The 15,198-nt window shown below is 32.7% G+C and carries 11 protein-coding genes; 7 read left to right on the plus strand and 4 right to left on the minus strand.

What is annotated here, in order from left to right:
- Window positions 1-36: 36 nt before the first annotated feature.
- Window positions 37-1,572: a glutamine-hydrolyzing GMP synthase gene (guaA, locus tag ABGB03_RS09815; RefSeq protein WP_347922336.1), complete on the minus strand. Its 1,536-nt coding sequence runs from the start codon at window positions 1,570-1,572 to the stop codon at window positions 37-39.
- An 87-nt stretch (window positions 1,573-1,659) separates the two neighbouring features.
- Here guaA and ABGB03_RS09820 point away from each other — a divergent pair, with 87 nt between their 5' ends.
- Window positions 1,660-2,148 carry a hypothetical protein gene (locus tag ABGB03_RS09820; protein WP_347922337.1) on the plus strand — a complete coding sequence of 163 codons (489 nt, stop codon included), beginning with the start codon at window positions 1,660-1,662 and terminating at the stop codon, window positions 2,146-2,148.
- Here the strand turns inward: ABGB03_RS09820 and ABGB03_RS09825 are convergent.
- On the minus strand, window positions 2,132-3,508 hold the full coding sequence (locus ABGB03_RS09825) for an aminotransferase class V-fold PLP-dependent enzyme (RefSeq protein WP_347922338.1): 1,377 nt from the start codon (window positions 3,506-3,508) through the stop codon (window positions 2,132-2,134). The genes ABGB03_RS09820 and ABGB03_RS09825 overlap by 17 nt on opposite strands.
- Window positions 3,509-3,511: 3 nt before the next feature.
- Complete coding sequence (gene bshC, locus ABGB03_RS09830; protein ID WP_347922339.1) at window positions 3,512-5,113, minus strand: bacillithiol biosynthesis cysteine-adding enzyme BshC; 1,602 nt, start codon at window positions 5,111-5,113, stop codon at window positions 3,512-3,514.
- Window positions 5,114-5,303: 190 nt separating this feature from the next.
- On the opposite strand from bshC, the gene ABGB03_RS09835 reads away from it, so the two are divergent.
- The 6 genes from ABGB03_RS09835 to ABGB03_RS09860 all read left to right on the plus strand — a co-directional run bounded on the left by ABGB03_RS09835 (window position 5,304) and on the right by ABGB03_RS09860 (window position 13,820).
- Window positions 5,304-7,775, plus strand: coding sequence for a M14 metallopeptidase family protein (locus tag ABGB03_RS09835; RefSeq protein WP_347922340.1), 2,472 nt, complete (start codon window positions 5,304-5,306; stop codon window positions 7,773-7,775).
- Between the two features lie 15 nt (window positions 7,776-7,790).
- Entirely contained in the window at window positions 7,791-10,637 is a 2,847-nt protein-coding gene (locus ABGB03_RS09840; protein WP_347922341.1) for a pitrilysin family protein, read from the plus strand.
- Between the two features lie 11 nt (window positions 10,638-10,648).
- Window positions 10,649-11,176: a hypothetical protein gene (locus tag ABGB03_RS09845; RefSeq protein WP_347922342.1), complete on the plus strand. Its 528-nt coding sequence runs from the start codon at window positions 10,649-10,651 to the stop codon at window positions 11,174-11,176.
- Between the two features lie 37 nt (window positions 11,177-11,213).
- Window positions 11,214-11,828: an alpha-ketoglutarate-dependent dioxygenase AlkB gene (locus ABGB03_RS09850; RefSeq protein ID WP_347922343.1), complete on the plus strand. Its 615-nt coding sequence runs from the start codon at window positions 11,214-11,216 to the stop codon at window positions 11,826-11,828.
- A 34-nt stretch (window positions 11,829-11,862) separates the two neighbouring features.
- The gene (locus ABGB03_RS09855) at window positions 11,863-12,417 is read left to right on the plus strand and encodes a porin family protein (RefSeq protein WP_347922344.1); all 555 of its coding nucleotides are present in this window, start codon (window positions 11,863-11,865) and stop codon (window positions 12,415-12,417) included.
- Between the two features lie 92 nt (window positions 12,418-12,509).
- On the plus strand, window positions 12,510-13,820 hold the full coding sequence (locus tag ABGB03_RS09860) for a carboxypeptidase-like regulatory domain-containing protein (protein WP_347922345.1): 1,311 nt from the start codon (window positions 12,510-12,512) through the stop codon (window positions 13,818-13,820).
- Window position 13,821: 1 nt separating this feature from the next.
- Here ABGB03_RS09860 and rimO read toward each other — a convergent pair whose 3' ends face one another.
- Window positions 13,822-15,123 (minus strand): 30S ribosomal protein S12 methylthiotransferase RimO, encoded by a 1,302-nt coding sequence (rimO, locus tag ABGB03_RS09865; protein ID WP_347922346.1) that lies wholly within the window; start codon window positions 15,121-15,123, stop codon window positions 13,822-13,824.
- Window positions 15,124-15,198: the final 75 nt, after the last annotated feature.

A 15,198-nucleotide genomic window follows, 5' to 3' on the forward strand; every position in this document is an offset into this window, starting at 1 on the left:
CTTGTATAGATTTAGACACACCCTAGTCACATATATTTATTCCCATTCAATAGTTGCTGGTGGCTTCGAGCTTATATCATATACTACTCTATTAACGCCTTTCACTTTATTTATTATATCATTTGATGTTTTTTGTAAAAACTCATAAGGTAAATTTACCCAGTCAGCTGTCATACCATCAGTACTTTCAACTGCTCTAAGAGCGACACATTTTTCATACGTACGTTCGTCACCCATTACGCCAACACTATTTACAGGAAGCAACATGGCTCCAGCTTGCCAAACCTTATCATATAAATCCCACTGCTTTAAACCACTAATAAATATATGATCTACCTCTTGTAATATACGAACTTTTTCAGCCGTAATATCACCTAGAATCCTTATCGCTAAACCAGGTCCAGGAAATGGATGGCGACCTAATAACTCAGGATCAATTCCCATAGAAGCACCTACACGTCTTACCTCGTCTTTAAATAGTGCTTTTAAAGGCTCTACTATTTTTAGTTTCATAAAATCTGGTAATCCACCAACGTTATGATGACTTTTAATAGTAGCACTTGGTCCTCCTGTTGCCGAAACACTTTCAATCACATCAGGATAAATGGTGCCTTGGGCTAACCAAGTAACATCCTCAATTAAATGCGCTTCATCATCAAATACTTCAATGAACGCGCGACCTATTGCTTTACGCTTTTTCTCTGGGTCGCTTTCTCCAGCTAAGGCATCCAAAAAGCGTGCCGAAGCATCAACACCTTTTACATTAAGTCCCATGCCTTCATATTGACTCAATACATTTTCAAACTCATTTTTACGAAGTAATCCGTTGTTTACAAACACACAATACAAATTCTTTCCAATTGCTTTGTTTAGCAAAACTGCAGCAACTGTGGAGTCAACACCACCTGATAAACCAAGAACCACTTTATCGTTGCCTATCTTAGCTTTTAAGGCTTCGACGGTTTCTTCTACAAATGAATCTGGTGTCCAATCTGGATTGACATTAGCTATATTTACTAAAAAGTTTTCTAATAATTGTTTTCCATCTTTTGAATGATATACTTCTGGATGAAATTGAATAGCAAAGGTTGTTTCTCCATTTATTTTATATGCAGCATTTTGCACATCGTGTGTACTTGCTAGCAATTCACCATTGGTAGGCAATTCCTTTATAGTATCACTATGACTCATCCAAACTTGCGAACCTTGAGAAATCCCCTTAAAGAAATCTTCATTTTCTTTTACATAAGATAAATTTGCACGACCATACTCGCGTGTATTAGAAGGCGCTACATTACCGCCAGAAAAATGCGCTAAATATTGAGCACCATAGCAAACACCTAATAAGGGTTTTTTGCCTCTTATATTTGAAAGATCGGGGTGTAAAGCTTCATCTCCTCTAACTGAAAATGGACTTCCAGATAAGATGACCGCTTTATAATCGTCTATGTTTGTTGGAACTTTGTTGAATGGATGTATCTCGGAGTAAATGTTGAGTTCTCTAACTCGACGTGCAATAAGCTGTGTATATTGCGATCCGAAGTCTAAAATTAATACCTTGTCGTGTTGCATGTGCAAAAGTAATCATTTGCTGTTTTTTAGCAACTTTTAAATTGGAATTTTTTATTACTTTTCTACAAGTTTTTAACAAACGAATTGATGACTATCACACTAAAAAAAAGCACAACTAAATCTTCTATTTTAACCATCGTTAGAAGTGATGGCTCATCAACTTGGTCTAAATTACATCGTGGATTAGAAACGCACGATTTAGCTCATTATGCAGTTGAGTCTACGTTAAAATTCAATAAAGCTTTCTATGGAATCATAAATGATGGTTATACAGTTGCAGATTTTGAATTACCAAAAGAACAACGTCCTTTTGCAGTAAGAGTAGAAAATTTACATCCTGACGCAATTATTACCGAACATATTGTAAATATGCTAGAAGTTGAATTATTGAATAGTGGTTTTAATGATCATTTTATTGAAGCTCTTAAAAATATTTTAAAAGTCAATAATTTGGAATTTCCAAATAATTTAAATGAGAATACATTAAAGCAAATAAGAACAACTTACCATAAGCTATACAATCAATGGTTAGCTTTAACTGATGATCAAGAACTAAAAATTAATTTTCAGCCATAGTCTCTAAAATCATTCGGATATCTTCTTCAGTAGTATCTGGATTTATAAAGCAAAAACGTGAAACAGTCTCAAAAGTATTGCCGTTTTTCCATTTTGTTGGAGTTACCAAAGCAAAACCTTTATTATGATTTTTATATGTCCAATGCGTATAGTCTTCTGGTTTCCAACCTATTCTTCTGTAAAGCACACAAGACAAACTTGGCTCCCTAACCAATTCAAGATTTGGATCTTCCTCAATCATTCTTCCTGCAATTTGTGCCAACTCAATACCTCTTTCTACAGCTTCTTTGTAACGATCTGTTCCATGAGAAGCCAAAGAAAACCATAACGGTAAACCACGTACACGACGCGTTAATTGTATTTGATAATCGGTTGGATTAAAACCATGTGCTCCTTCGTCTTTAAAAATATCTAAATAAGATCCTTCTTGTGAATGTGCTCTTTTTGCAAATTCAGGACGTCTGTATATTACTGCACCACAATCGTAAGGTGAAAACATCCATTTATGCGGATCTATTGTAATACTATCTGCTCTTTCTATACCGTTAAACAAATGGCGAACAGAATCGGCAGCCAAAGCTCCTCCTCCATATGCTGCATCTACATGAAACCAAATTCTTTCAGTGTCGCAAACTTCAGCTATACCTTCTAAGTCATCTATAATTCCTGCATTAGTAGTCCCTCCTGTTGCCACTACTGCAAAGAGACGCTTACGTTGATGGAAGTTTAAATTATCTATGGTTTCGCGAAGCGCAGCTCCTGTTAACTTTTCTTCTGTATCAACTAATAGAATATCTACATCAGCAACTTTAGCCATTGCTTTTATTGAAGAGTGTGCTCCTATAGACGTGATAATTAATCCTTTTTCTCTTTTATAAGTATCGTCTTCTCTCCAATGTTCTCTAGCTGTTACTATTGCAGAAAGGTTTGCCGCAGTTCCTCCGCTTGTAAATACTCCAAAAGCACCTTCTGGTAATCCTGTTAATGAAACTATCCATTTCATAGCTTCATTTTCGCAAAAAATACCTCCTGCTCCTTCCATCCAATAAGCACCATGAATACTGGAAACCGATGTCACCAAATCAAACATCACAGCTGCTCGTGTAGGTGCAGCAGGAACGAAAGCTAAATTACGTGGATGATCTACAGGAACATTGGCTTTAGCTAAATGTTGCTTCCATAAATTAAAAGCATATTCTCCTCCAATTCCTTCCTTAGTAATAGTTTCTCCTACCAAAGCCTTAAGCTCTTCTGCTTTTTGTGGTTTACCTATTTTTTGTTTAGTGTGAGAAATTCTATCGATAGCATATTTCATGACATCCATGGTCATTTCAACAAGCTCAATATCTATCTTATGCATGTGTTACAGTTCTAATATTAAAAATTCACTTCTTAGAGGTTGCAAATTTAATACTAACTGTTGGATTAATTGGTCTCCAAACTCAAGATAAAGTTCAGAAAAATTTAAATTTCGTTCTTGCAAACTTTGACCTGGAAATAATTGGTTTTGAACCTCGGTTATTCGAGAAATTTGGTTGTCTAGTTTTCGCTTTTGCGCCTTTAACAATCGCTTCTCAAGATTAAATAAGCCTTTTATTTGTTTTTTTTCTTGTGCTGCAACTGCTCCAAGAAATGACTTATCGGTTTCTTCTGCTAACTTATAGAGTGCTTTAAACTGATTTTGTAGATGTTCTTTTTGAGTTGAAAAATCAATATCTATAGTCGATAATCGTTTTACTTGTTGGTTAATTAAATCATTTTGCTTAGAAAACAATTCATTTAGCGACACTCCTAATTTTTCTAGTTTTTCAGTTTGCTTTTTAGTTTTTATCAATGCTGAATTACGCAATAATAACATTGGAAAAGGAACTTTAACTTCTTTAAAATAAGCCTTTAATTGGAACCAGTAAGCGAGTTCTCCTCCTCCTCCAATATAACAGAGATTTGGCAAAATGACTTCTTGGTACAATGGACGCATAATCACATTTGGGCTAAATCGCTCAGGATATTTATCTAGTTCTTCTAAAATTTTAGGTTCAGTAAAAGAAATATCTGTGTCGTTTACATTATAATTACCATTCTGCTCAACAATACGCTCACGCAAACCATCTTTTAAATAGAATAAATTTATCTCTCTAGGGTTAACTTGAATTTTATAGTTATTTGATAATTCGTTTATTTCTAAATTCGTTTGAGAAACAGCTTTATAAGAAGTTTGATTTAAAAGCTCTTCTTTAACATAAGGTGCAAAAAGTCTTTTTAAATCTTGGTCATTAGCATCAATAATTACCAATCCTAAATCTTTAAATAACTCGTTAGCTATATATCTTGTAGCCTCAGCAAGATTTTGATGATTTAGATAGGCATTTTTAAATAATTCTTTTAGAAAAGCAGCCTTTTTGCCTTGACCTAATTCTTTAGAATATGTTTCAAATACTTTATCTAAACCTTTGATATCTAACTCTCCAACACCTCCCGAAGCTTCTTTATGCCATTTAACTTTTTTGCCTTTAAAATTAAAATAGTTAATCTCATCAAAGTCGTGATCTTCAGTCGCCATCCAATAGATTGGAACAAAATTATATGTTGGATATTTAGCTTTTAATTCTTTGGTGAGGTTTATTGTTGAAATAATTTTATATAAAAAATACAAAGGACCTGTAAACAAATTGAGTTGATGACCTGTAGTTATTGTAAAACTATTTGATAGTTGTAATAACTCAATATTATCAAGTGTAGCTTTTGATGCTTCAACACCCTTATATTGCTTTTTTAATGTGGCAACTAATACATCTCGATTCGAATTACCGTAGTTAGCTTCTTTCTCATCAATTTGGTCTTTAAAACTTTCTATTTTAGGAAAACGATTATAAAAAGGTTGTAATTCTTGATGTTCATCAAGGTAATCACATATTAAGGAAGAAAAATAGTCAGTGTCTCTAAACGGAATACAATCGGTTGGCATAGTTAGCTTTCAAATCTTTTGTAAATATACTGCTCTTTCATCTATTTGAAATTTTCAATTGGTTAAAAAAAGACTAAAATTTAATTGTCATGAGCAAACGCTAATTTTTTGTAAAAAAAATGCTTAAAACCACTAATGTTCACTTTGTGTTTATATCTTTATAGTTACTATTATTAAAAATCAACCAATAATGCAAAAATTTTATAGAATCGTATTAGTCGTTTTATGTTCTGTTTCCATTACAATGGCTCAACAAATAAAAACGCCAAGTGAGTTTTTAGGTTATGAATTAGGAACTCAATTTTCAAGAAATCATCAAGTTGTAGATTATTTTAAACATGTTGCTTCTACTATGCCAAATCAGGTAAAGCTAGAACACTATGGCAAAACCTATGAGCGTAGACCTCTAGTTGTTGCCTATATATCCTCTGAGGAGAATATGAAAAACCTTGAAACCATTAGAGAAAACAATTTAAAAAGCACTGGGTTATTATCTGGTAATGCTACTTCTAATGATATTGCAATTGTATGGTTGAGCTATAATGTACATGGTAACGAAGCTTCAAGTACGGAAGCTTCTATGAGTACTATTTATAAATTACTTACTGAAAAACAAGAGTGGCTTAAAAATACTGTGGTTATTATAGACCCATGTATTAATCCAGATGGTCGTGATCGTTATGCTAATTGGTTTAATGAAACTAAAAGTACACCTTTTGATATCGATCCGCAGTCAAGCGAGCATTCTGAACCTTGGCCTGGAGGAAGACCAAACCACTACCTTTTTGACTTAAATCGTGATTGGGCTTGGGCTTCTCAAATAGAATCTCAATCTAGATTAAAAGTATATAATAAATGGATGCCGCATATTCATGTAGACTTCCATGAACAAGGAATAAACAATCCTTATTATTTTGCGCCTGCTGCAGAACCATTTCATGAAATTATTAGTGATTGGCAAAGAGATTTCCAAGTACAAATAGGAAAGAATCATGCTAAATATTTTGATGCCGAAGGCTGGTTATATTTTACACGTGAAAGCTTTGATTTATTATACCCAAGTTATGGAGATACGTATCCAACATATATGGGAGCTATAGGTATGACATATGAACAAGCTGGTCATGGTCGTGGTGGTTTAGGTATTAAAACAGCTGAAGGCCATGTACTAACTTTAAAGGATAGAGTTGCCCATCATACAACAACTGGTCTTTCTACTGTAGAAATATCGTCTAAAAATGCTACAAGATTAACTCAGGAATTTAAAAAATTCTTTGACAATTCTGGTTTAAAATACAAAAGCTATGTGATGTCTGGAAATCCAGATAAAATAGGTGCCTTAAAATCTTTACTAGATAAACATGAAATTGCTTATGGCTATGCAACAAGTAAAAAAATATCTGGACATAAATATTCTACTAATACCTCTGGAAGTATGAATACATCTTCTAACGATTTGGTGGTAAGCACCAATCAACCAAAAGGGAAAATGATAAAAGCATTATTTGAACCAAATGCGAAATTAAGTGATTCATTAACTTATGATATTACTGCATGGAGTTTACCTTATGCTTATGGGCTGGAGACTATTGCAAGTACTAGTTTAGTAAATACTACTAATACTATAAATAAAACAACAGTTGTTCCTTTAACAAATGCTTATGGCTATGTAAGTGATTGGAACTCATTAAAAGACGCTAAATTTTTAACTGCTTTATTGAATAAAAACGTCAAAGTACGCTTTAACCACAAACCTTTTTCGCAAAAAGGGAACACATTTAACAGAGGTTCATTGATTATTCTTCAACGAGATAATACGCATATAGACAATTTTACATCCGTTTTAAATACTATTGCGCAAAATAAAAAGCAACCATTAACAGCAATTACTACTGGATTTTCTGATACATTTCCAGATATGGGTTCATCATCTGTTAGACTTATTAATAAAACTAGAATCGCCATGATTTCTGGTGAAGCCACATCATCGTTAAGTTATGGTGCTACGTGGCATTTCTTTGAGCAACAATTACAATATCCTGTAACGTCTATTAATTCAGAAGATTTTGGCAGAGTAAATCTTGCTGAATACGATGTGCTAATACTACCAAGTGGGAGCTACAGAAGTATGCTTAACGACAGTGGCATGAGTAAATTACAAGATTGGATGCGAGCTGGTGGAAAAGTAATAGCAATTGAAAGAGCTTTAAGTACTTTCGCAGGTAAAAAAGGCTTTGGTTTAGAATACAATGAAAATGATGACGATGACAAAGAATCAAACAACTTAATTCCTTATGCTGAAAGACAACGTGAATCTGCCAAAAATATGATTACTGGTGCTATTTTTAAAACCAAAGTAGATAACACACATCCAATGGCTTATGGTTACTCTAATGATTACTTTACTTTGAAGTTAGGCGCAACATCTTATAGCTTACTAGATGGAGGTACAAATGTTGCTCATATTGGAGATAATGTAACCAAAGTTTCTGGTTTTGCTGGTGTGGATGCCTTAAAAGGACTTAAAAATTCTCTAGTTTTTGGTGAAGAACGCCAAGGAAGAGGAAGCATTGTATATATGGTAGACAATACACTTTTTAGAAGTTTCTGGGAAAACGGAAAACTATTTTTTGTAAACGCCGTTTTCTTTGCAAATAATTAATAAAAATCAATCAAAATGAAATCAATTAAAACACTATTAATCATATTCGTTTTATTCGTTGCATCCTGTGCTAACGAAAATAATTCCGAAGAAACCAAAGAATTTAAAGTAGAATTTGAAGAATTCACTTTAGATAATGGATTATCCGTTATTTTCCATGTTGATAGATCTGATCCTGTAGTTGCAGTTGCACTTACAAGTCATGTTGGTTCTGCTAGAGAGATTGAAGGACGTACAGGGTTTGCACATTTATTTGAGCATCTACTCTTTTTAGAATCGGAAAACTTAGGAAAAGGCGGCTTAGACAAAATGAGTGCACGAATTGGAGGTTCTGGAGCAAATGGTTCTACTAGTAGAGATCGCACAAATTATTTTCAAACAGTACCAAAAGATGCACTTGAAAAAATGATTTGGGCTGAAGCAGATAAACTAGGTTACTTTATTAATACAGTTACTGAACCTGTATTAGCTAAAGAAAAACAAGTAGTAAAAAATGAAAAGCGACAAGGTGTAGACAATAATCCTTATGGACACACACAATACGTTATTGATAAAAATTTATATCCTGAAGGTCATCCATACAGTTGGCAAGTTATTGGTTCGTTAGAAGATCTTCAAAATGCGACGCTTCAAGATGTGAAAGATTTTTACAATCGATGGTATGTCCCTAATAATGTTACTTTAACAATTGCAGGTGATTTTGATACTGCTCAAGCAAAACAATGGGTTGAGAAGTATTTTAACGAAATAAAACGCGGTGAAGATATTCCTAAAATGGCAAAACAACCTGTAGAGCTATCAAAAACTAAAAAACTATATTACGAAGATAACTTTGCTAGATTGCCACAGCTTACTTTAACTTGGCCTGCAGTACACCAATACCATGATGATTCTTACGCATTGAGTGTTTTGGCAAGTTATTTATCAGAAGGGAAATCAGCACCTTTTTATAAAACCCTAGTTGAAGAACATCAGTTAACAAGTAACGTTCGAATGTCTCAATATAATTCTGAAATAGCTGGTCAATTCATTTTACGTGTAACTGCATATAATGGCATAAAATTAGATAATGTACAAAGCGCCATCAATGAAGCATTTGCAAAGTTTGAAACTGAAGGAATTCCTCAAAAAGATCTTGATAGAATTAAAGCTGGTCAAGAAACTACCTTTTATAATGGCTTATCTAGTGTTTTAGGAAAAGGATTCCAATTGGCACAATATAAAATATTTGCTGAAGACCCATCATATATTAATGAAGATGTTAAAAAAATACTAGCAGTTACAGCAGATGATGTGATGCGTGTTTATAACGCCTATATTAAAAATCAAAACTATGTAGCGACAAGTTTTGTACCAAAAGGGCAAGTAGATTTAGCACTTGCAGGTTCTGATTTAGCTGAAGTTGTTGAAGAACAAATTGTAGATGGTGCTGAGGAAGAGTTCGATCCAAGCATTGTAGCAACTTATGAAAGAACACCCTCAAGCTTTGATAGATCTGTAGAACCAGCTTATGGCGAGAGCCCAGATGTAAAAGTTCCAGACGTATGGAAAGAATCTTTATCATCTGGTATGAAATTGTTTGGTATTGAAAATAATGAAGTACCCTTGGTTCAATTCAGAATGCAAATTAAAGGTGGTATGTTGTTAGAAGATATTAATAAAATTGGTGTATCTAATTTATTGGCCGACATGCTTACTAAAGGAACAAAAAGCAAAACGCCAGAAGAATTAGAAAATGCTATTGAAAGCCTAGGTGCCTCCATTAACGCATTTGCATCTGATGAAGCTATTACAATTTCAGGTAATTCGCTTGCTAAAAATTATAAAGCGACAATGGTTTTGGTGGAAGAAATGTTATTAGAACCTCGCTGGGATATTGATGAGTTTGCTTTGTTAAAACAAAGTACACTTAGCCAAATTCAACGCCAAAAAGGAGACCCAAATAGCATTGCTGCAATCGAATATGCAAAATTAACGTATGGTGACAATCATATTTTATCTAAAAATAATATTGGTACCGAAGCATCAGTAAATACCATTACCATAGAAGACCTGCAAACATATTACTCTAACAACATCTCTCCAACTATTACAAATTTTCAAATAGTAGGAGATATTTCTCAAAAAAATGTTGTTACATCTTTAAAAAATCTAAACAAAAAATGGGAAGCTAAAGAGGTAATTATTCCAGAGGTTACATCACCTGAAGCCCCAACAGTTTCTAAAGTATATTTTTACGATGTGCCAAATGCAAAACAATCAATAATTAGATTTGGTTATCCCGCTCTTGCGGCAACCGATGCCGATTATTACCCTGCCAGTGTTTTAAATTATCGCCTTGGTGGTGGTGGATTTGCATCACAATTAACACAAGAACTTAGAGAAAGCAAAGGATATACCTATGGTATTGGTTCTGGTTTTTCTGGTTCAAATATTAAAGGTGCTTTTACTATTAGTAGTGGAGTTCGATCTAATGTAACATTAGAATCAGCTAGTTTAGTTAAAGAGATTGTAGAAAATTACGGTAAAAATTATACCGAAAAAGATTTAGAGGTTACCAAAGGATTTATGATTAAAAGTAATGCTAGAGCTTTTGAAACTTTAGGGTCTAAATTAGGTATGCTAAGTAATATTAGTAATTACAATCTCCCAGATGATTATGCAAAACAACGAGAGGCTATTGTAAAAGCAATGACTGTTGAAGATATTAAGCAACTTGCTGATAAATATTTAGATGTAAATAAAATGAATTACATGGTTGTTGGTGATGCTAAAACCCAAATGGAAAAACTGGAAGCATTAGGTTTTGGAAAACCAATTCTTTTAAATGACGTTGAAGATAAAACTAATATTGAGCAGTAGTTAGTTAATCTATGAAAAAGCTACTATTATTAATTATTGGACTTATGGTAAATTCTTGCCTAAGTAAATATGATAGAGTAGAAAAAGATTTATATAATTGTTTAATTATTTCCTTATCAGATGAGGAAAAAGAAAAAGTAAACCCAATTTTTTCAGACTTTGAGCAGCATTTAATAGATAAAGGAATTTTAGAATCATCAAGTCCAGAAGGTTATTGGAATTTTTACAAAAAAATAGCTGATACAGGAACTTATGACTTCTCAAATGAATTCAATTTTTCAGAAAAAATTAGTTTTTTAAATAGAGAAAATCCTGAGGATAATAACATTTTTTTCGATTGCCATAATGAAGTTTTTCAAACTGAAAAGTATTTAAAATCCAAACTCTATAAATTCAATCAAGAGTCACAATCCTTAAGAAGCCATAGAGTTACTCCTACAATGATTGCAATTACAACAACCAAGTACTTAACAGCAGAAGACTTTGAATTAGAATATTACCGATTATCTACATTATTGTTTATTGAAAATTTAAAATAAGAAATACGTTACCAGCAAATATATAATAGTAATAACTGTGAAACTTTTTAATGATACAATAGACGAAACAAAAAACTTACTACCAAAAGATGGTGTGGTTAATTATTATGGACAAATTATTCCAGAAGAATTGGCTAACACCATTTTTTTTAATCTTCTAGAGAATTTAGACTGGAAACATGACGAAGCTACAGTTTATGGTAAACACTATATAACCAAACGTAAAGTCGCTTGGTATGGAGACAAAATGTTTGAATACACCTATTCAGGAAAAACTAAAAAAGCCTTACCATTTACACCTGGGTTATCAAAATTAAAACAACTAATTGAATTAAAAACTGGGGAAACTTTTAACTCATGCCTATGTAATCTATACCATAATGGAGAAGAAACAATGGGTTGGCATAGTGATGCCGAAAAAGATTTAAAAAAATATGGAGCTATAGCCTCATTAAGCTTTGGTGCAGAACGTAAATTTGCTTTTAAACATAAAGAAACTAAAGAAAAATGTGAGTTTTTATTAGAACATGGGAGTCTACTAGTGATGACAGGAAAAACTCAAGAACATTGGCTACATCGATTACCTCCAACAAAAAAAATTAAAGACCCAAGAGTTAATTTAACTTTTAGAACCATTGTAGAAAATAATTAATGGTATAACTTTACTCAACTTGAAAATGATAATTATGAAAAAAATAATACTCGCAACAGTTTTAGTGTTTTTTGTTGGACACATTTCTGCACAAGACGAAGAGATAATTATACCAGAAATAGGATTTGGGCTAAAAGCAGGCTTAAACTCTATGCATAATAAAACGGTCAATGAATCCAGTGATAATGTTCAAAAAAAATCTGGTGTCTATATTGGCGCTTTTGTAAACATTCCAACCTCAGATATTTTTAGTGTACAACCAGAAATTATTTATTCTTCAACTGAATTTCAAGGCAGAAACAACATAAATTTATTACACCTTCCTGTATTATTAAATTTCGATTTAGGAAATGATTTTACAGGTTTTGTTGGTCCAGAAGGTCAAGTTTTATTAGATTTAGATGAGGCAGAAAACAGCGATTTATATAACTCGTTTATGTTTGGGTTTACGTTTGGAGCAAGGTATCAAATCACTCCAAATTTTTATATTGAAGGTAGACCATATTTTGCCTTATCGAAGTTTCTTGAAGATGATTCTGGCTACAGAAAATTTAACACACTACAAATTGGGTTAGCTTTTAAATTTTAAGGTGTTAATTTTTTGAATGTATTAGGTTAAAAATTTAAAAATTAGTAACTTATAAGTTATTACTTCTCACAATAAATTTAAATAAAGTTATCATGAAAAAAGGATACTTAAAACTACGTAAAACAAGCCTCGCTTCATCACTAATACTTTTAGTTTTTTTGGTTTTTAATCAAAATTCTTATGCTTTAAATTTTCAAGACACCTCGCAGTCTTTCGATGAGTATAAAGGTCGTATTATTGGCAACGACACTAAAGACCCTTTAGTTTTTGCTGATATTTCAGTTACGGACTCAAATATTAGCACTATAACAAATAAAGAAGGTGAATTTACTTTAAAAGTACCTAAGTCATTATCTGAAAAGAATGTTAAAATATCTTTCCTTGGATATGAAACTAAAGAAGTATCACTGCAAAGTCTTAAAGGCGATAATACTATTATTGCCTTAAATGTTATTACTACACAGCTATCACAAGTAAATATAAATGTGCCAAAAGATGCTCGTGCATTAGTAAAAGCTACCTTAGAAAATCGTGAAGAAAAATATGTAAACAACAAAACTCTCATGACTGCTTTTTATAGAGAGACTATAAAAAAACGCAACAAAAATGCTTCTTTGGCCGAAGCTGTTGTTAAAATTTATAAAGAGCCTTACTCAACTTCTAAAAGAGATGCTGTAGAGTTAGTAAAGTCAAGAAAAAACACAAATTATTCTAGATTAGATACTTTAGCTGTAAAGCTACAAGGAGGTCCTTATAGTGCTTTGTATTCCGACATAGTTAAATACCAAGATTATATATTTGATGAAGAATTATTTGATTACTACAATTTTAGTTTTGGTAATTCAACTCAAATAAATGACCGTCAAGTATATGTTGTGAATTTTGAGCAACAACCAAATATAGTAACACCATTATATAGAGGCAAACTTTATATTGATGCTGAAACTTTTGCTTTAGTAAGTGCCAATTATAGCTTAAATGTTGAAAACAAAGATGAAGCAGTAAAGCTATTTCTTAGAAAAAAACCTAGATTGGTTAGAGTAGAAGCTGAAGAGGCTTCATATCGTGTTGATTATAAAACGACACCTGATGGGAAGTGGTATTATAGTTATAGCAACGTACAATTGGCTTTTAGGGTAAAATGGCGAAAAAAACTATTTAGCAGTATTTATACTTTGAATATTGAAATGGCAGTGACCGATTGGACAAAAAACATTACTACTGCTCTAAACAGAGATAATAAAATTAGGCCAACAATTATTTTAACTGATGAAGCTTCAGGATTTTCAGATCCAGAATTTTGGGGAGAATACAATATTATTGAACCTGAAAAATCAATTCAATCTGCAATTCTCAAGATTTCAAAGCAGCTTGAAAAAATTGACAAAAAGAAAGAGAGATAGTTTAAACAACATCTGCATACAAGTCAAAATCGGCAGCATCAGTAATTTTTACCGTTGCAAACTCTCCTGTTTTTAGATATGTTTTTGAAGCATCAATAAGGACTTCATTATCTACATCTGGTGAATCAAATTCTGTACGACCTACAAAGTAATCACCTTCTTTTCTGTCGATAACTACTTTAAATTCCTGTCCTATTTTTTCTTGATTTAATTCCCAAGAAATTTGAGACTGTATTTCCATGATTTCATTTGCTCTCTCTTGCTTCACCTCTTGTGGCACATCATCTTCTAGATTATAAGCGTGTGTATTTTCTTCATGTGAATAAGTAAAACAACCTAAGCGTTCAAAACGCATATCGATTACCCAATCTTTAAGCTTTTGGTAATCTTCTTCGGTTTCTCCAGGATACCCAACAATAAGTGTGGTTCTAATCGTCATATTAGGAACTTTTGCTCTAAATTCCTTTAACAGCTTTGTCGTTTTTTCTTGAGTCGTTCCACGACGCATGCTTTTTAAAATACTATCGGAAATATGTTGTAATGGTATGTCTAAATAATTACAAATTTTAGGCTCTCTATTCATCACATCTAACACATCCATTGGGAAACCAGTTGGAAATGCATAATGCAAACGAATCCACTCGATACCATCAACTTTTACTAAAGCTTCAAGAAGTTCGGCTAAATTACGTTTCTTATATAAATCAAGTCCATAATAGGTTAAATCTTGAGCAATAAGTATTAGTTCTTTAACACCCTTGGCTGCTAGTTTTTCAGCTTCAATTACAACCTCTTCAATAGGTGTAGATTTATGTTTTCCTCGCATTAAAGGAATCGCACAAAAACTACAAGGTCTATCACAACCTTCAGCTATCTTTAAATAAGCGTAATTTTTTGGTGTAGTTGTTAAACGCTCACCTATAAGTTCGTGCTTATAGTCTGCACCGAGAGCTTTTAATAAACTAGGTAATTCGGTAGTTCCAAAATATTGATCGACATCAGGAATTTCTTTTTCCAAATCTGGCTTATAACGCTCGCTTAAACAACCTGTTACAAACACTTTATCTACATCGCCTTCCTCCTTTTTTTGAAGATATTCAAGGATGGTATTTACACTTTCCTCCTTGGCATTATTAATAAAACCACAGGTGTTTATCACTACAATATTGCCTTCTTCTTCATGTACAACGTCTTTATTGTTTGCTTTAAGTTGTCCCATCAACACCTCACTGTCGTAAACATTTTTAGAGCATCCTAATGTTACAACGTTGATTTTATTCTTTTTAAGTGACTTTGTCCTCATGCCTTAATTTTGGTTTGCAAAGATACAATCTAATTTAAACCTTTCATATATTTGAGAGTCTTATTAAAAACCCTA

The organism is Pontimicrobium sp. SW4 (assembly GCF_039954625.1).
Classification (GTDB): domain Bacteria; phylum Bacteroidota; class Bacteroidia; order Flavobacteriales; family Flavobacteriaceae; genus Pontimicrobium.